This window comes from Aeromonas dhakensis (assembly GCF_000820305.1).
Lineage (GTDB): Bacteria > Pseudomonadota > Gammaproteobacteria > Enterobacterales > Aeromonadaceae > Aeromonas > Aeromonas dhakensis.
In genome coordinates this window covers 1-17,777 of sequence record NZ_CDBH01000021.1, presented here as the reverse complement: position 1 = coordinate 17,777, position 17,777 = coordinate 1, and the positions used below count along the sequence as shown (strand labels likewise).

At 63.1% G+C, this 17,777-nt stretch carries 17 protein-coding genes; 6 read left to right on the top strand and 11 right to left on the bottom strand.

Annotated features, from left to right (window positions below):
- Positions 1-42 precede the first annotated feature (42 nt).
- The 9 genes from hflC to BN1143_RS02395 form a co-directional block, all read right to left on the bottom strand.
- The gene (hflC, locus tag BN1143_RS02435) at positions 43-927 is read right to left on the bottom strand and encodes a protease modulator HflC (protein WP_005304220.1); all 885 of its coding nucleotides are present in this window, start codon (positions 925-927) and stop codon (positions 43-45) included.
- Between the two features lie 3 nt (positions 928-930).
- Positions 931-2,082, bottom strand: a complete 1,152-nt coding sequence (hflK, locus tag BN1143_RS02430; RefSeq protein ID WP_005304223.1) for an FtsH protease activity modulator HflK — start codon at positions 2,080-2,082, stop codon at positions 931-933.
- Between the two features lie 91 nt (positions 2,083-2,173).
- Positions 2,174-3,460 carry a ribosome rescue GTPase HflX gene (gene hflX, locus BN1143_RS02425; protein ID WP_042049545.1) on the bottom strand — a complete coding sequence of 429 codons (1,287 nt, stop codon included), beginning with the start codon at positions 3,458-3,460 and terminating at the stop codon, positions 2,174-2,176.
- A 63-nt stretch (positions 3,461-3,523) separates the two neighbouring features.
- Positions 3,524-3,787: an RNA chaperone Hfq gene (hfq, locus tag BN1143_RS02420; protein ID WP_005304228.1), complete on the bottom strand. Its 264-nt coding sequence runs from the start codon at positions 3,785-3,787 to the stop codon at positions 3,524-3,526.
- Positions 3,788-3,857: 70 nt separating this feature from the next.
- Positions 3,858-4,775: a tRNA (adenosine(37)-N6)-dimethylallyltransferase MiaA gene (gene miaA, locus BN1143_RS02415; protein ID WP_025202167.1), complete on the bottom strand. Its 918-nt coding sequence runs from the start codon at positions 4,773-4,775 to the stop codon at positions 3,858-3,860.
- 93 nt (positions 4,776-4,868) lie between these two features.
- Positions 4,869-6,743 carry a DNA mismatch repair endonuclease MutL gene (gene mutL / locus BN1143_RS02410; RefSeq protein WP_042049544.1) on the bottom strand — a complete coding sequence of 625 codons (1,875 nt, stop codon included), beginning with the start codon at positions 6,741-6,743 and terminating at the stop codon, positions 4,869-4,871.
- A 229-nt stretch (positions 6,744-6,972) separates the two neighbouring features.
- Positions 6,973-8,538, bottom strand: a complete 1,566-nt coding sequence (locus BN1143_RS02405) for an N-acetylmuramoyl-L-alanine amidase (protein WP_042049543.1) — start codon at positions 8,536-8,538, stop codon at positions 6,973-6,975.
- Positions 8,529-9,002 (bottom strand): tRNA (adenosine(37)-N6)-threonylcarbamoyltransferase complex ATPase subunit type 1 TsaE, encoded by a 474-nt coding sequence (tsaE, locus tag BN1143_RS02400; protein WP_005304245.1) that lies wholly within the window; start codon positions 9,000-9,002, stop codon positions 8,529-8,531. Before tsaE ends, BN1143_RS02405 begins: the two co-directional genes overlap by 10 nt.
- Positions 9,003-9,010: 8 nt before the next feature.
- Positions 9,011-10,522: a bifunctional ADP-dependent NAD(P)H-hydrate dehydratase/NAD(P)H-hydrate epimerase gene (locus BN1143_RS02395; RefSeq protein WP_042049542.1), complete on the bottom strand. Its 1,512-nt coding sequence runs from the start codon at positions 10,520-10,522 to the stop codon at positions 9,011-9,013.
- A gap of 186 nt (positions 10,523-10,708) precedes the next feature.
- On the opposite strand from BN1143_RS02395, the gene queG reads away from it, so the two are divergent.
- Both queG and ppgK read left to right on the top strand, forming a co-directional pair.
- Entirely contained in the window at positions 10,709-11,836 is a 1,128-nt protein-coding gene (queG, locus tag BN1143_RS02390; RefSeq protein WP_042049540.1) for a tRNA epoxyqueuosine(34) reductase QueG, read from the top strand.
- Between the two features lie 83 nt (positions 11,837-11,919).
- A complete protein-coding gene (gene ppgK, locus BN1143_RS02385) occupies positions 11,920-12,675 on the top strand; it encodes a polyphosphate--glucose phosphotransferase (protein ID WP_042049539.1) in 756 nt (251 codons plus the stop codon).
- Between the two features lie 105 nt (positions 12,676-12,780).
- Here ppgK and BN1143_RS02380 read toward each other — a convergent pair whose 3' ends face one another.
- A complete protein-coding gene (locus tag BN1143_RS02380; RefSeq protein WP_010634952.1) occupies positions 12,781-13,236 on the bottom strand; it encodes a hypothetical protein in 456 nt (151 codons plus the stop codon).
- Positions 13,237-13,707: 471 nt separating this feature from the next.
- Here BN1143_RS02380 and metN point away from each other — a divergent pair, with 471 nt between their 5' ends.
- The 4 genes from metN to rfaH all read left to right on the top strand — a co-directional run bounded on the left by metN (position 13,708) and on the right by rfaH (position 16,808).
- On the top strand, positions 13,708-14,751 hold the full coding sequence (metN, locus tag BN1143_RS02370) for a methionine ABC transporter ATP-binding protein MetN (protein ID WP_019840629.1): 1,044 nt from the start codon (positions 13,708-13,710) through the stop codon (positions 14,749-14,751).
- Positions 14,732-15,385, top strand: coding sequence for a methionine ABC transporter permease (locus BN1143_RS02365; protein ID WP_011704854.1), 654 nt, complete (start codon positions 14,732-14,734; stop codon positions 15,383-15,385). The genes metN and BN1143_RS02365 overlap by 20 nt, the downstream gene beginning before the upstream one ends.
- Before the next feature lie 25 nt (positions 15,386-15,410).
- Positions 15,411-16,211 carry a methionine ABC transporter substrate-binding lipoprotein MetQ gene (metQ, locus tag BN1143_RS02360; RefSeq protein ID WP_042049537.1) on the top strand — a complete coding sequence of 267 codons (801 nt, stop codon included), beginning with the start codon at positions 15,411-15,413 and terminating at the stop codon, positions 16,209-16,211.
- A 96-nt stretch (positions 16,212-16,307) separates the two neighbouring features.
- The gene (gene rfaH / locus BN1143_RS02355) at positions 16,308-16,808 is read left to right on the top strand and encodes a transcription/translation regulatory transformer protein RfaH (protein WP_005304273.1); all 501 of its coding nucleotides are present in this window, start codon (positions 16,308-16,310) and stop codon (positions 16,806-16,808) included.
- A gap of 95 nt (positions 16,809-16,903) precedes the next feature.
- On the opposite strand, the gene BN1143_RS02350 is transcribed toward rfaH, so the two are convergent.
- Positions 16,904-17,777, bottom strand: an 874-nt coding sequence (locus tag BN1143_RS02350; RefSeq protein ID WP_042049536.1) for a methyl-accepting chemotaxis protein, incomplete at its 5' end; no start/stop codon positions are given.

Sequence of the window (17,777 nt, the reverse complement as noted above, 5' to 3'; positions counted from 1 at the left end):
AGGGCCTGAATCATCAGGCCCTTGGGTCAAATCACGACGTGCTTACTGCTTGCTGCCGTGCGGCGACTTGAGGTAGCGGAAGAACTCGCTGTCCGGCTTGAGGACCATCAGGTCATTGCCACCGGCGAAGCTCTTGCGATAGGCCTCCATGCTGCGCACGAAGCTGAAAAACTCGGGGTCTTTCTTGTAGCTGTCGGCATAGATCTTGGCGGCCTCGGCATCCCCTTCACCACGCAGCTGACGGGCGTTACTCTCGGCATCGGCGATCATGACGGTCACCTTGCGGTCGATGTCGGCACGCAGGATCTCGGCCTGCTCGCGGCCCTGGGAGCGATGCTCACGGGCTACCGCGGTCCGCTCGGCACGCATCCGCTGATAGATGGAGCTGGAGACTTCCACCGGCAGGTTGATCTGCTTGATGCGCACATCCACCACCTTGATGCCGAGCTCGGAGGAGCGCGCCATCTTCATCAGGGCATCTTCCATCACGGTACTGCGCTCGCCAGAGACGATGTCCTTGATGGTGCGATTACCAATTTCGGAACGCAGACCGTTGTTGATCTTGCGCTTGAGCAGGTCTTCGGCCTGGATCTTGTTGCCACCGCCGGTCGCCAGGTAGTACTTGGAGAAGTCCTCGATCTTCCACTTCACGTAGGAGTCGATGATGAGGTCCTTCTTCTCGGAGGTGACGAAGCGATCCGCCTGCCCTTCCAGGGTCTGGATACGGGCATCCATCTTGCGAACCTGGTCGATGAGCGGCACCTTGAAGTGCAGGCCCGGCTCGTACAGACGCGGCTCGCCGGATTCAACCCGCTTCACCTTGCCAAACTGCACCACGATTCCCTTCTGGCCTTCATCGACGATGAAGACCGAAGAGAAGCAGACCATGGCGGCCACAGCGATGACACCAATAGCTAGCTTTTTCATCTATCAGTTTCTCCCTGAGCTGAAACGGTCGCCGCTGCGCAGCGGGGTCGGCGTGGAGTTGGCTCCTTCGTTGGACGGCGGGGTCTGTTCTACCACCGGCGCACCTGCCGGACGAGCCGGTTGCACCGCATTGGCCTTGCCGGAGAGCTTGTCGAGCGGCAGGTAGATCATGCTGTTGTTGCCAGCCGGCATGTCGACCACCACCTTGTTGGCCTGCTGATAGAGCTCTTCCATGGTTTCCAGGTAGATACGATCACGGGTCAGCTCGGGCGCAGCCTGATACTGGGGCAGCAGCTCGTTGAAGCGAGCGACTTCACCCTTGGCCTTCAGCACGATCTGGGACTTGTAGGCTTCGGCCTCCTGCTCCAGGCGCTTGACCTGGCCGCGGGCCTTCGGCTCCACTTCACGGGCATAGGCTTCGGCTTCACGAATGAAGCGCTGTTCATCTTCCTGAGCGGAGATGGCGTCATCGAACGCATCCTTCACCTCTTCCGGCGGACGCGCCGGCAGGAAGTTGACGTCGACGATCTGCAGACCCATGTGATAGGGCTCGATGATGCTGTCGATCACCTGCCAGGTCTCCTGACGCACCTTCTCACGACCCGTAGTCAGCACGTCGTCCATCCGGGTATGACCCACCACGTAGCGCAGGGCGCTGTCGGTCGCCTGGCTCAGACTCTCGTCGGCGTTGGTGACGCTGAACAGGTACTGCTCGGGATCGACCACGCGATACTGCACGTCCATCTCGACCCGTACCACGTTCTCGTCCTGGGTCAGCATGAAGCCGGAGGCCGGCAGGGAGCGGACCGACTCCACGTCCACCGGGATCACCCGGTCGATGAAGGTCGGTTTCCAGCGCAGGCCCGGATCCACGTTGTGGGAGTACTCGCCAAAGCGCAGCACCACGCCACGCTCGGCTTCGCGAATGGTATAGAAGCCGCTGACGACCCACACCACTACCGCCACCACCAGCGCGATGGAGAGGCCGAACTTGCCGACGTCACCACCACCCGATTTGCCGCCTCCCAGCAGACCACCAAAACGGCGGCTCACCTTGCGCAGCATTTCGTCCAGATCAGGGGGTCCCTGATTCTTGCCGTTGTTCCCCCAGGGGTCACGGTCTTTGCCGTTATTACCAGGCTCATTCCAAGCCATCAGCGTCTCCATTAATACATGCGGATGGATATCATCTCTATCGGGCCATCAACCGTTGATGAAGCCAGCAAACATTCATCTCATCGACGAATCAATGCCTGATAAAGCGTTGTAAACTCTCACCTTCTTGCTTCACGAGGCGGTTCCAATCAGCCAGTTGCAGGCGGACTTCCAACACAAAATCCCCCTCCTCGCTGAAACCTTCCTGCTCGATGCCCTTGAGGCGATAGAGCGCACTGCGCAATCTGGCGGCCGAAGGGGGCAACTGCAGGGTGTGGTGCACCATGGAGCCGGCCAGCAGCTCGGTCAGGGCAACAAACAGATCGTCACACCCCTCGCCAGTCTGGGCAGACAGCCAGACCCGCACCGGGCGCCCCTCTTCGTCACGCTCCAGCCCGACCGGGTGTTCACCCAGCTTGTCGATCTTGTTACAGATCATCAGCTGGGGGCGGTCATCGGCTTCGATCTCGGCCAGCACCTGCTGCACCGACTCGATATTCTCCTGCATCTGCTCGTCGGCACAGTCCACCACGTGCAGCAGCAGGTCCGCTTCGCGAGTCTCCTGCAGCGTCGCCTTGAAGGCCGCGACCAGATCATGGGGCAAGTGTCGAATAAATCCAACTGTATCCGCCAGAATCACATCACCCACATCCCGGATCACCAATTTGCGCAGAGTCGGATCCAGGGTTGCGAACAATTGGTCGGCAGCATACACGCTGGCAGCTGTAAGTTGGTTGAACAAAGTGGACTTTCCGGCGTTGGTGTAACCCACCAGAGAAACGGTCGGCACCTCGTTGCGGTTGCGGGCACGACGTCCCTGTTCCCGCTGCTTGGCCACCTTGTCGAGCCGGCGCAAAATCGCCTTGATGCGTTCACGCAACAGGCGGCGGTCGGTTTCCAGCTGGGTTTCACCCGGGCCGCGCAGGCCGATCCCCCCCTTCTGACGTTCAAGGTGGGTCCAGCCTCGCACCAGGCGAGTAGAGAGATGGCGCAACTGGGCCAGTTCGACCTGCAACTTGCCTTCGTGAGTACGGGCACGCTGAGCGAAGATATCGAGGATCAGGCCGGTCCTGTCCACTACCCGGCACTGGAACAGACGCTCCAGGTTGCGCTCCTGGGCAGGGGTCAGGGCATGGTTGAAGATGACGACCTCGGCGTCCAGCATCTGGACCTGGGACGCGATCTCTTCAGCCTTGCCGCTGCCGACAAAAAATTTGGCGCTGGGCGCACTGCGGCTGGTGGTGATCACCCCCAGCGCATTGACCCCGGCCGAGCTCACCAGCATCTTGAGCTCTTCCAGATCCTCCCGCTCACCCTCATCACTGAAGTTGACATGTACCAGAACGGCCTGTTCGCCGGCTTCATAACGGTCAAACAAGCGCTTGCTCCTTGACAGGAATCATGATGAATCTGGGTTGACGAGTCGCCTCGTCCCGGGATATCACGCCTCGGCTTCACCCTGCTCTTCGCCAGCCGCGCCCTGGGCGTGCTGGTGATGGTTGACGGCACGGGCCGGCACCACGGTGGAGATGGCGTGCTTGTAAACCATCTGGCTCACGGTGTTCTTCAGCAAAATGACAAACTGGTCAAACGATTCGATCTGACCCTGCAGCTTGATGCCGTTCACCAAATAGATAGAAACAGGAATCCGCTCACGGCGCAGCGCATTCAAAAACGGGTCTTGGAGAGATTGCCCCTTAGCCATCTTCTTTTCCTTATAGTTTGTTGTTTTTAAACACCGGATATCAATATAACAACCTGATTATACAGGAGTGTCAAGCCACTCCGGCACGGGCGACGACCCTTGCCAGATTGCCAGACTCACCAGATTCCAACCAGGTCACATCAGACCAACCGCGCAACCAGGTCATTTGACGCTTGGCCAACTGGCGGGTGGCAACAATTCCGCGATAGCGCATCTCATCATACTCCACTTCCCCCGCCAGGTAGTCCCACATTTGGCGGTATCCCACGCAGCGGATGGAGGGAAGATCCGGGGTGAGATCGCCCCGTTGGTAGAGGCCCCTGACCTCCTGTTCAAAGCCGCCCTGCAGCATCTTGTCAAAGCGCAGCTCGATGCGCTGGTGCAGCACGGCGCGATCGCTCGGCGCGATGGCAAACTGCAGCACCCGATAGGGCAACCCCTCCCCCTGCACCTGGGTCAACTCGGTGAGGGTCTTGCCGCTGATGCGGTAGACCTCGAGCGCCCGGCTGAGCCGCTGCGGGTCATTGGGATGGATGCGGGCCCCGGCCACCGGGTCGATGCGCACCAGCTCATCGTGCAGCGCTTGCCAGCCAAGGCGGGCGGCTTCCTCCTCGATGCCGGCCCGAATGACGGGGTCGGCGGAGGGCAACGGAGAGAGTCCCTCCAGCAGCGCCTTGAAATAGAGCATGGTGCCGCCCACCAGCAGCGGAATGCGGCCGCGCTCGGCAATCTCTTTCATCTCCCGCAGCGCATCACGGCAAAAATCGGCCGCCGAATAGCTCATGGCGGGATCCAGGATGTCGATCAGCCGGTGTGGCGCCTGCGCCAGTTCGGCCGGCGTAGGCTTGGCGGTGCCGATATCCATGCCGCGATAGATGAGCGCGGAATCCACGCTGATGATGTCGCAGGGCAGCGCCTGGCACAGTTCAATGGCGAGATCCGTCTTGCCGGAGGCCGTCGGCCCCATCAGAAAAATTGCAGTCGGCAAGTCAGCCACGTGAAAAACTCCCCTTGCATGGTCGCCACCCCTTAGCGGCGCACCTGCAAAAAACTGGTTTATGGATTCAAGAGGGCATTTCCCTCAATGGCCATCGGCGAACTCGGCCAGCACGCTCGCCAGCGACAGCGGGCGCACCATGCGAACGTCTGCCAGTTGGTCACTGAAATCGGCAACAAGTTCCGTCAGCAAGCGGTTGGCCGTGGCAAAATCATATACTTTTTCGCGACTTATCCCCTGCTCCACCAGCCATTGGCATAGTACTTCAGCCTGCTGGCCAGTATCACTGTCAGATCCGCTCTCGATCAGTTGCAGCAATTCGGGTAATAAGCGCACCAGATCGGTCTGGCGCAGCAGCGCCGGCACCCGAGTCAGGATCATGGTGTCGCGCCCGCCGCTTTTCAACTCCAGCCCCATCCGTTTGAGCAAACGCTCCTGCGTTTCCACCAGCGCGACCAGGTTTTTCGGCAGCTTGAAGGAGACCGGCAGCAGCAGCGGCTGGGCCGCCAGCCCCTGGCCCCAGGTTTCCAGCAGCCAGTGGCGCAGCAGCAGGCGCTCGGCCCGCACCAGCGACAGCAGGGCCAGCCGGTTGTCTCGCTCCAGCAGCAGATAGGCCTGCTCCACCAGGGTCAAGGCCCGCCACGCCCCCGCCTTGGCCGCCACGGCGGCAACAGGCATGGTTTCAGCCTCTGCCAGCGGCGTGTCATGCACCGTCGGCAGGGTGGTGAGTAGGGCTCCCATGCCGCGCATCGCCTCCCGGCTCGGGGGCTCGGGCGGCTGGTAGTTGCCGGGTCGCCCGGCGCCACTTCCTTCCCGCACTTCCCGGGCCGGGGCCCGGTAGTTGTGCTCGGCACCATACCACTCGGCTCTGGGCGCCTGGCCCGGATACTCGATGGGGGCACTGACCGGCAGCTCGACCAGGGTCTCGGCCAGAGGCTGGTCGCTCTCGTCGCTTGCCGCCCCTGGCTGGCGCAGGGCGGTAAAGAGCGCCTGGAAGATGAAGTCGTGAATGAGGCGCGCCTGATGAAAACGCACCTCGTGCTTGGCCGGATGGACGTTGACGTCCACCTGACGCGGATCCAGCTCGATGTAGAGCACGTAGGCCGCGAACCGGTCGGTCGGCAGCAGTTCGTCATAGGCCTGGCGAATGGCGTGGTTGATGAGCTTGTCGCGCATCATGCGGCCGTTGACATAGGTGTATTGCAGATCGTTTTGCGGTCTGGCGCCGGCGGGCGTGGCCAGCCAGCCCCACAGCCGCACGTCGCTGTGCTCGCTCTCCACCGCCAGCGCGTGGTGCATGAAGGGAGAGCCGCACACCGCGGCGAGCCGGCGCTCCTGCTCCGCCACCGTGTTGGCGGCCTTGTACTGGCGCACCACCTTGCCGTTGTGGCGCAGGATCAGGGTGACGTCGAAGCGGGAGAGCGCGATGCGACGCACCAGCTCGTCGATGTGGGCAAACTCGGTCTTTTCGCTGCGCATGAACTTGCGCCGGGCCGGGGTGTTGAAGAAGAGGTCCACCACCTCCACAGTGGTGCCCACCGGGTGGGCCGCCGGCTTGACGGTGACGCTCATCTCGCGCCCTTCGGCCTGTGCCTGCCAGGCTTCGGACTGCTCCGCCGTACGGGAGGTAAAGGTGAGACGGGAGACCGAACTGATGGAGGCGAGCGCCTCGCCGCGAAAGCCCAGGCTGTTGATCCCTTCCAGATCGTCGAGGGTCGCCACCTTGGAGGTGGCGTGGCGCGACAGCGCCAGCACCAGCTCATCCTTGGCGACGCCACCGCCATTGTCGCGAATGCGAATAAGCTTGGCACCGCCCTTGTCGATGTCGATCTCGACCCGGTCGGCCCCTGCATCCAGGCTGTTTTCCACCAGCTCCTTGACCACGGAGGAGGGCCGCTCCACCACCTCACCGGCAGCAATCTGGTTGGCCAGAATCGGCGGCAATATACGGATTGGCATCGCTTACTCCTGCTGGTTGAACGGGATGGCTGTGGCAACCGCCCCGACTGGGCGCCACGCCGCCGTATCACAGCCCGCGCTCGTCTGGCTGGCCAGCACTGGGGACAAGGTACGGATCGGCATCGCTGACTCCTGATGGTTGAAGGTGCGGGTAATCGGCGGGGGCGATGAGGACTAGCCGGGTCAGCCCTTGCCACTGGCAGGGACGGACCCGGCGCCTCATCCAGCGCTACTTTTGCGGGATATAGAGCACCTGCCCTATCTGGATGTCCCGCGACTTTAGCTTGTTGATCTCCACCAGTCGCGCCTGACTGACCCCGTATTTCTCGGCGAGCCGGGAGAGGCTCTGCCCGCGGGTGACCACATGACGGATCATGTTGGCCTTGTCGTTGCTCTGCACGCTGGTCACCGGCACGCTCGGCTCCTTGGCTGCCACCACGTAGGGCTTGATCACCCCGGCACCGGACGAAGAGCCGCCGACGCTGCTGACCGGCGCCCCGCCGTCGCTGCTGCGGTTCGGTTCGGTGGCCGGCATCCGGTTGGTTACCACCTGCTGCACCGGCTGCGCCGCCAGTTTGCTGACGGCGACCGGCTTGCTGGCTGGGGCGGGTCGGCTGACCGCGGCCTGCTTGTTGCTGGCCTGCCCCTTGCCGGTGAGCATGGCGCCCTTGGTCGGGTGAGCCCGGTAGTAGTTGCGGATCCCCTCGAAGATGGCGCGAGCCAGTTGATCCTGATAGCTGGAGGTCGCCAGCAGCTTCTCTTCGGCGTGGTTGGAGATAAAGCCCGTCTCCACCAGCACGGAGGGAATGTCAGGCGCCTTCAGCACCGCCAGGCTGGCGTGTTCCGGCGCCTTCTTGTGCAACCGGGCCACCCGGCCCAGCGAGCGCAGGATCTGGCGGCTGACGTCATAGCCCTCGGCCCGCGACTTGTCCATGGAGAGGTCGAGGAAGGTCTGCGCCAGGTAGGGGTTGGGATCGGATTCGGCCAACACCTTGCCAACGCCCCCCAGCAGCTCGCCCTGTTTCTCCTGCTTCTCCAGCCAGCTGCCCATCTCGCGGTTGGCACGGTTGGTCGACAGCACCCAGACGGAGGCGCCGCGCGGGGTCGAGTTGTGGAAGCTGTCGGCATGCACCGACACTAGCAGGTCGGCCTTGGCCTTGCGGGCAATCTCGGAACGCTTGTTCAGATCGACGAAGTAGTCGCCGCGCCGGGTCAGCACGGCGCGCATGCCGGGTTCGCGGTCGATGAGGGCGGCCAGTTTCTGGGAGACCGCCAGGGTCACCCGCTTCTCGTAGGTACGGCGCGGGCCGATGGAGCCCGGGTCTTCCCCGCCGTGGCCCGGGTCGATGGCGATCACCACCCCCTTGCCCTTGCCGCCCACCGGTGCCGCCTGAGCGGTGGCAGAGGCCTTCTCTTCATAGGGCAGGTCGATCACCAGCCGGTGGCCGTAGGGGCCGGCCGGCGCAAGCGGAAAGACCACCGGCTTGATGGCTGAACTCAGGTCCAGCACCAGCCGCAGCCCGCCTTTTTCCAGCGGCGAGCTCTCGCGGATCTTGCGCACCAGCTCGCTCTTGTTCTCGATGCGGGCCAGATTGGTGACGTTGCTCGCCCCTTTCAGGTCGATCACCAGCCGGTCCGGGCCGGTCAGGGTGAAGTAGTTGTAATTGGGGGCGCTGCTCATGTCGAGCACCACCCGGGTGTTGTCCGGCGATGGCCACACCCGCACGCTCTTGAGCTGATTCGCCCAGGAGGGTAAGGCCAGCAGGGAGAGGGCAATAACAAGGATCAAGCGCACGTAGATGACAACCGTTCCAGAATGGCTTCGCCAATAGCAGTGCGGGCGTCAATCTGCACCTCACGCTGCTCGTTTGCATAACTCAGGGTGATCTCGAGATCCGGCGCAGGCAGCCAGCCGTCGCCCTTTTCCGGCCACTCCACCAGACAGAGGGTGTTGGCGCCGAAGTAGTCGCGGATCCCCATGAACTCCAGCTCTTCCGGGTCGGCCAGCCGATAGAGATCGAAGTGGTAAAGCTGCCAGTCGGCCAGCTCGTAGGGCTCCACCAGGGTGTAGGTCGGGCTCTTGACCTTGCCCTCATGACCCAGCCCCTGCACCCAGCCACGAGTCAGGGTGGTCTTGCCGGCCCCGAGGGCCCCATGCAGGAAGACAGTGGTCGCCTGCTGGCAGGCGTGGGCCAGACGGCCACCCAGTGCCACGGTTGCTGCCTCGTCCGGCAGTGTCATCATCAACTGTTTTGCCATGTTCTTCTTTAGCTTGTTATGGTGTCGGGATTAACCAGTCGACGGATAAAGGGCAGCAGGTCTGATGCCAGCATGCCCCGCTCTCCGTCTGCAGCGGCCAGATCGGCCGCTTCCCCGTGGATCACGGCGCCCAGTCGGGCTGCCTCGGCGGCAGACCAGCCCTGGGCCAAAAGGGCGGCGATTATACCAGATAACAGGTCGCCCATGCCGCCACTGGCCATGCCGGGATTGCCCTCGTTGCAGAGCGCCATCCCCTTGCCGTCGTGGATCAGCGTCCCCGCCCCCTTGAGCAGCACCACACCGCCGAAGCGCTGCTGCAGACGCTGCACCGCGGCAAAGCGATCCGCGGCGATCTCGGCAATGGTGCAGCCCAGCAGGCGGGCCGCCTCGCCCGGATGGGGCGTGAGCACCCAATTATCCTGATGACGAGGACATTGCGCCAGCCAATTCAATCCATCGGCATCCAATACCAGTGGCACCTGCTCGTTAACAAATGACTCAAAATGGCGCCGACCCCACTCATCCTGACCCAGACCCGGTCCCACCACCCGCACCGAGGCCCAGCTTTCATCCCCGCCGGCCTGACTGCCCATCAATTCGGCCTGGTAGAGGCTGGCGGGCAGGTGATCAGGATGCTGGCACACCCGGACCAGACCAGCACCGGCCCGCAGGCAGGCGCGCGCGGCCAGCACGATGGCCCCCTGCATCCCCGCATTGCCCCCCACCAGCAGCACCTTGCCGTGGGAGCCCTTGTGGGACGAGCGCTGGCGCGGCGTCAGCCTGGCGCGAAGAGAAGGATAATCGACGCGCGCGGCGGCCGCCTGCCACTCGGGCGGCGCGGTGACGCCGAGGGTGTCGCAGTCGAGCCGACCAACGCAATCCACCCCGTCGGCGGTGAGCATGCCCTGCTTGATGCCGATGAAGGTGAGGGTACGGCTGGCGCGCACCACGGCTCCCATGGCGCAGCCGGTATCGGCATTGAGGCCGGAGGGGAGATCCACCGCCAACACGGGCACCTGCAAGCCATTGATTGTTGCGACGATCTTTGTCATGAGCGGTGACAGCCGGATATGGACACCGGTGCCAAGCAGTGCATCTATCACCAGATCCGGGGCCGGCAGCCGGTCGAGTTCCCGCTCCTCGGGCGACACCACTGTGCCCCCCATCGCCAGCCACTCGTCGGCGGCCCGCCTGGCATCCCCCATCAGCTCGGCGGGATCTCGCACGGCAATCACCTGGGGCTCAAGACCCAGCTGTCTCGCCAGGCGGGCCAGCACGTAGCCGTCGCCACCGTTGTTGCCGGGGCCGGTAAAGATCCACCAGCACCGGCTGTGCGGCCAGTGGTGGGTGGCGTAGGTGCGCAGCGCAGCGCCGGCGCGCTCCATCAGGGCATAGAGGCTCAGTCCCTCGCGTTCGGCCCACTCCCGCTCCAGGGCACGGATCTGTTCAGTCCGCCACAGTGATTGTGGTAAGCTCTGCCCCTCTTTCCCGCTGATAGCATCCCCGATGACCTGTTCCATGACGGCTCCTGACTCTCATCCATTGATCCGGTCCGGCGGGCACCGGGCTCATGATGCAGTATGACGGCGGCAAACGCCCTCATCGGTTAACCTTGGCAGCAAGCCCCCAGAGATGCGATACAGCATGACAGTACACTCCCATCCCGGTGCACGCTCAGGCCGCCCGCCAGCAGGACCGGCGGCGCCATGACCACGGCCGAACTTCATCAACTGGCCCAAGATATCAAGCTCTGGGCGAACGAGCTAGGATTCGACCAGGCCGGCATCACCGACACGGATCTCACCCTCGAAGAGCCCAGGCTGCAAGCCTGGCTGGACGCTGGCTATCACGGCAGCATGGACTACATGGCGCGCCACGGCATGATGCGGGCTCGCCCCCACGAGCTGCTACCGGGCACCTTGCGGGTGCTGTCGGTGCGGATGAACTATCTCCCGTTCGAGGCGGGCTTCGCCGCCACCCTGCGCGATCCCACCCTCGGCTACATCAGCCGCTATGCCCTTGGTCGCGACTACCACAAGCTGCTGCGCAGCCGGCTCAAGCAGTTGGGGGAGCGCATCGAGCAGCGCTGCGAGGCGCTGGGCTGGCGCCCCTTCGTCGACTCGGCCCCCATTCTGGAGCGACCGCTGGCGGCCAAGGCCGGCCTCGGCTGGGTGGGCAAACACTCGCTGCTGCTCAACGAGTCGGCGGGCTCCTTCTTCTTTCTGGGGGAGCTGCTGCTCAGCCTGCCGCTGCCGCTGGATGCGGCGGTGGAGAAAGAGCAGTGCGGCAAGTGCGTGGCCTGCATCAACATCTGCCCCACCGGCGCCATTGTCGCCCCCTACGTGGTGGATGGCCGCCGCTGCATCTCCTATCTCACCATCGAAAACGACGGCCCCATCCCCGTAGAGTTCCGGCCGCTGATGGGCAACCGCATCTATGGCTGTGACGACTGCCAGCTCATCTGCCCCTGGAACCGCTACGCCAATGCCAGCCCTGAGCCCGACTTCAGCCCGCGCCCCAATCTGCACCGCCCGCCCCTCTTGACCTTGTGGGGCTGGAGCGAGAGCGAGTTTCTCAAGCACACGGAAGGCAGCCCCATTCGCCGCATCGGCTATCAGCGCTGGCGCCGCAACCTGGCGGTGGCCCTTGGCAACGGCCCGGCCAGTCAGGAGGTAATGATGGCCCTGCAGCAGGCGCTGACGGAAGCCGAGCCCATGGTGGCCGAACATATCGAGTGGGCGCTGGCGACCCTGGCCCGGCGCCAGCAGGATGACAACAAAAAGACCCGCTTGCTGATCCGCTGCATCGAAAAAGGTCTGCCGGATCACGCATAGACGATCTGCCCCTTGCCGGATCCAGGTCATTTTTTCATGCTCTGCCGACGGTCGATGGTCGGCACAACAAAAGGAACAAGCTGATGCAGATGTTGGGAGTGGATATCGGTGGTTCGGGGATCAAGGGATGCCTGGTCGACACCGCAACGGGCGAGCTGATTGGCGAACGCCACCGGCTGGTGACGCCGCAGCCGGCCACCCCGGCCGCCGTGGCGCATACCCTCAAGGCGCTGGTGGAACACTTCGACTGGAAGGGCCCGGTGGGCTGCGGCTTTCCCGCCACCATCCACAACGGCATCGCCAAGAGTGCGGCCAACATCGACAAGAGCTGGATTGAGACCGACGTCGCCCACCTGTTCGGCGACGTGACCGGCCAGCCCTGCCACGTGCTGAACGACGCCGATGCGGCCGGTCTGGCGGAGATGCGCTACGGCAACGGCCGGGATCGCCAGGGGGTGATCATCCTCATCACGGTCGGCACCGGCATCGGCACCGCCGTCTTCGTCAACGGCCATCTGCTGCCCAACACCGAGCTGGGTCACCTGATGCTGGAAGGGATGGTGGCCGAGCACTACTGCTCGGACGCGGTGCGCAAGCGCGAGGATCTCTCCTGGGGCCGCTGGGGCAAGCGCTTCAACAAGTACCTGTCTCGCCTCGAGTTTCTGTTCTCCCCCGACCTCTTCATCCTGGGCAGCGGCAGCGCCGCCAAGCTCGACAAGTTCATCGACAAGATTGAGACCCGTGCCCCGCTGGTAGCGGCCGCCAACCTCAATCAGGCCGGCATCATAGGCGCCGCCCTGCACGCCGCCGAACTCACCGCCGCCCGCCAGTCGGCATGAGCCCGTCGTGAACAACAAACAGCAGAGGCCCGGCATTGCCGGGCCTCTGCTGTTTTCCCCACACATTTTTCACTATGCGCCGCACACCTCGACAGCGGCCATCCCCTAGAGGTCGTCGAGCCGATGGGCGCCGTGCACCAACCGGGTCAGGCGGGTCTGCTCCTGCGTGGCCAGGCCACCGAGCAGCCGCACCGTCTCCTCGGTCGGACACTCCCGGGCCAGATGGCTGAGCTCACCGATGAGTTTCTCCTCCTGCCGGCACACCAGCTGCACTATGTCCTGGGTCTGGGCCGTGGCGGGCAGGTCAAGGCGCCGGATCCCGGGCAGCAGATCCTCGCTGAAGCCCCGCTCCAGCCAGGTCTCCTTCACCCCTTCGCCAAGTTCGCTCAGGTAGTCATCCAGCTGGGTACCAGCCGCCTCCTCCCGCTGCTGCAGATAGGCCAGCAGCAGCCGGCTGCGCTCGCCATCCACCTGGGTCATGAGGCGCCCGTAACAGAGTCCAAGCTGGTGATGCACCTGCTCCAGATAGAGCAGCAAGTCTTTGATTTGTTGAAATCGCATCAGGTTGCCCTCCTGTATGTCGTGCCCATTCAGTATAAAAAACAGGCTATTGCAAGCCAAGCCAAAGCACGGCCCTTGTTGTGCTGCATCAAGAAGCCGGCCAAGAAAGCAGCGATCGACACAAAATGGAATGATTTGTGCCAACCCGGGGGGAGTAAAAGGATGAGCAGCTGAATCCGTCTCACGACTAATAAAGGAAGTGATAATGGTGTATTTGCCATTTGATATTCGGCAATCCTACTACACTGCCAAATACAATATTGATGTGAACCGGATCACCGTCGGCCTTAGTCAACCAGTGGCAATCCTTAGCACTTTTTTAGACGTCTAGATGTATAAACACGCGTTGACACGGCCATCCAGACATCTTAGCATCATCCTCCATGATGGCAGAGCAACCCAGTGAAACCTCTGCCCAATTCACCCGCCTGTAGCGCCCTGTGCTTTAAGGCTGTTAGCACGGAAGAATCCATGATTAAGTTGATCGGTCTCAACAAAGTCTACGGTAAAGGCAGTGATGCCGTGCACGCCCTGCGTGATGTCAGCCTGCATGTGCCGCAAGGCAAAATTTTCGGGGTGATCGGTGCCTCCGGTGCCGGCAAGAGCACCCTCATCCGCTGCGTCAACCTGCTGGAGCGCCCGACGGATGGCCAGGTCATCGTCGACGGCCAGGATCTGGTCGCCCTGAGCGAGCGGGATCTGACCCAGGCCCGCCGCCAGATCGGGATGATCTTCCAGCACTTCAACCTGCTGGCCTCCCGCACCGTCTCCGCCAACATCGCCTTTCCGCTGGAGCTGGCGGGCTGGAGCAAGGACAAGATCCAGAGCCGGGTCACCGAACTGCTGGTGCTGGTCGGGCTGGAAGCCCGCGCCCACGCCTATCCGTCAGAGCTATCCGGCGGCCAGAAGCAGAGGGTCGCCATCGCCCGGGCGCTGGCCCCGGCCCCCAAGGTGCTGCTGTGCGACGAGGCCACCTCGGCCCTCGACCCGCAGACCACCCGCTCGATCCTGACCCTGCTCAAGGAGATCAACGTCAAGCTGGGTCTCACCATACTGCTCATCACCCACGAGATGGACGTGGTGAAGGGGATCTGCGACGAAGTGGCCATCATCAGTGACGGCCGGCTGATCGAGCAGGGCGAAGTGGCCTGGTTCTTCAGCAATGCCAAGACCCAGCTGGCGCGGGATTTCATCCACTCCACCATCCACCTGGAAGTGCCCCAGGAGTATCAGGATCGGATGAGTAGCAATCGAGTACCCGCCAGCTATCCGCTGGTGAAACTCGGCTTTACCGGCAGCACGGTCGACACGCCGCTCATCTCGGAGGCAAGCCGCCGCTTCAACATCGACATCAGCATTCTGAGCGCCGACATCGAGTACGCCGGTGGCGTCAAGTTCGGCTTCCTGCTGGCGGAACTGTTCGGGGATGAGGTCCAGTGCGAGGCCACCCAGCAGTTCTTCATCGACAACCATATTCAGCTGGAGGTAATGGGTTATGTCCGAAGCAATGATTAATCTGCTGTTCACGGCCCTGGGCGACACCCTCATCATGGTGTTTGCCTCCGCCCTGTTCGGCTGCCTGCTCGGTCTGCCGCTCGGCGTGGCGCTGCACGTGACCAAGGCCGGCCAGATCCTGGCCAACCCGCTGCTCAACCGCACCCTGGGCATGGTGGTCAACGTGGGTCGCTCGGTACCCTTCATCATCCTGCTGGTCGCCATCATCCCGCTGACCCGGCTGATCGTCGGCACCAGCATCGGCACCATCGCCGCCATCGTGCCGCTGACCGTCGGTTGCATCCCCTTCATCGCCCGCCTGGTGGAAGGGGCCCTGATGGAGGTGCCGGACGGCCTGCTGGAAGCGGCCAAGGCGATGGGCGCCAAGCCATTGCAAATCATCACCAAGGTGCTGCTGCCCGAGGCCCTGCCCGGCATCCTCAACAGCGTCACCATCACCCTCGTCACGCTGGTGAACTACTCCGCCATGGCTGGTGCCATCGGGGGCGGTGGACTGGGCGATGTGGGTATTCGCTACGGCTATCAGCGCTTTGACCCGACCGTCATGCTGGTCACCGTCGTGATCCTGGTAGTGCTGGTTCAACTCATCCAGAGCGCGGGTGAGCGCCTGGTCAACAAATGTGATCATCGTTAATCGTCGATTTCTGACAGGAGGTTTTATGAAATTTGGCATCAAATCCGTAGCGGCTGCCCTGCTGGCTACCCTGGTACTGGCCGGTTGCGGTCAAAAAGAAGAGAACAAGACCCTGAAAGTGGGCGCCATCGCCGGTCCCGAGACCGAACTGGTTGAAGTGGCCGCCAAAGTGGCCAAGGAGAAATACGGCCTGACCGTCGAGGTGGTCAACTTCTCCGACTACGTCACCCCGAACGTGGCCCTGAACGATGGCAGCGTTGACGTCAACGCCTTCCAGCACAAGCCCTATCTGGATGCCCAGATCCGTGATCGCGGCTTCAAGCTGGTGCCGGTCGGCAACACCTTCGTCTACCCGATCGCCGGTTACTCCAAGAATATCAAGGCCCTCTCCGAGCTGAAAGATGGTGCCCAGATCGCGGTGCCGAACGATCCGACCAACCTGGGCCGCTCCCTGATCCTGCTGGAGAAGCAGGGTCTGCTGAAGCTCAAAGAGGGTGCTGGTCTGGAAGCGACCGTGCTGGACATCGCCAGCAACCCGCGCAACTTCAAGATCGTCGAGCTGGAAGCTGCCCAGCTGCCGCGCTCGCTGGAAGACGTGGACTTGGCCATCATCAACAACACCTTCGCCGGTCAGATCGGCCTGACCCCGACCGAGAACGGCCTGTTTGTCGAGGACAAGGAGTCCCCCTACGTCAACCTGATCGTCGCCCGCGACAACAACAAGGACGACGAGAAGGTCAAACAGTTCGTACAGGCCTTCCAGACCGATGACGTCTACAAGAAAGGGCTGGAACTGTTCAAAGGCGGCCTGGTGAAAGGTTGGTAATCACTCACTCGGCAAAAAAGGCCACGCAATGCGTGGCCTTTTTTATTGCTGCCGCTATCATATCGGCGAGCACGGCAACACGAACATATTCATCACATGAAAAAATGGTATCTGGCCTACTGCAAGCCAAAAGAAGAGGCCCGCGCCCGCGCCCATCTCGAAGCCCAGGGGATCGAGTCCTACTATCCCATGGTGGAAATTGAAAAACTGCGGCGGGGCAAGCGAGTCCCGGTGCGGGAGCCCATGTTCCCCAACTACCTGTTCATCTACGTGGATCTGGAAGAGGTCACCCCGGTCACCCTGAAGTCCACCCGCGGCATCAGCCGGATCATCCACTTCGGGCGGGAGTGGACTGCCATCAACAGCCAGCTGGTCTATCAGCTGATGAGCCGGGACGACAGCGACGAGGCACGCGCCAGCTACGCCAACCTGCCAACCCAGGGCGACAAGGTATTGATAGAATCCGGTCCGCTGGCCGGCTTTGAGGCCATCTATCTGGAGCCGGATGGCGACAAACGCGCGATCCTGCTGGTGAGCCTGCTCAACCAGGAGACCAGCAGCAGCTTCGACAACCAGTCCTTCCGCCGGCTGGAGTGACCCGCCAGGTCAGAGCAACCATCTCTTGCCAGCAAGGCTGAAAAGAAACGGGGCAGGCCAAGCGGCCTGCCCCGTTTTCATGGGCCTTGTCAGCCTCAGGCATCCAGTTCGAAGCGGCTGATCACCGCCGTCAAGCGGCCGGTATCCTGCGCCAGCCTGGCCACTATCTCCTCCCCCTGCTGGCTGCGCTGGCTCGACTGCCGGCTGAGCCCGGCGATCTCCTCCACCGTGCCCGCCACCTCCTGCGCCACCCGCGACTGCTGCTCGGTCGCGGTGGCGATGGCCCCTAGCTGACCCGACAAGTCCTGCACCAGCTGCAACATGGCGTCCAGGGTCGCGGTCACCGAGTCGACGGCGCCGCGCCCCTCCTCCACCAGCCGGGTACCGCTGCCGACCGTGTTGACGGTCTGGCGGGTCTGCTGCTGGATGCTGGCGATGGTCTGGCTGATCTCCTCGGTGGACTGGCTGGTGCGGCTCGCCAGCAGGCGCACCTCGTCGGCCACCACCGCAAAACCGCGCCCCTGCTCGCCAGCCCGCGCCGCCTCGATGGCGGCGTTGAGCGCCAGCAGATTGGTCTGCTCGGCGATGGTGGCGATCACCTCGGTGACGCGTCCCACCTGCTCGCTCTGGCTGCTGAGCTGGCCCATCGCCTCGTTCGCCTGGGCAATCATGGCGGCAATCTGCTGCATGGTGGCCGTCATGCGGGTCAGCTCGTGGCCGCCCTGGCGGGTCTGCTGCTCGGCCTGCTGGGCGGCCCGCGCCGCTTCGGCGATATTGCCCGCCACATCCCGGGTGCTGACCGACATCTGCTCGATGGCCGCCGCCACCGTATCGACCCGCTGATTCTGGCTCGCCAGATCGGTGACGATGGCGCGGGTGGTGCTGCTCACCTCACCGCAGGCCCCGTCTACCTGCCCCACCGCCCCCTGGATCTCCCCCACCAGCTGGCGCAGCTCGCCGCACACCTGG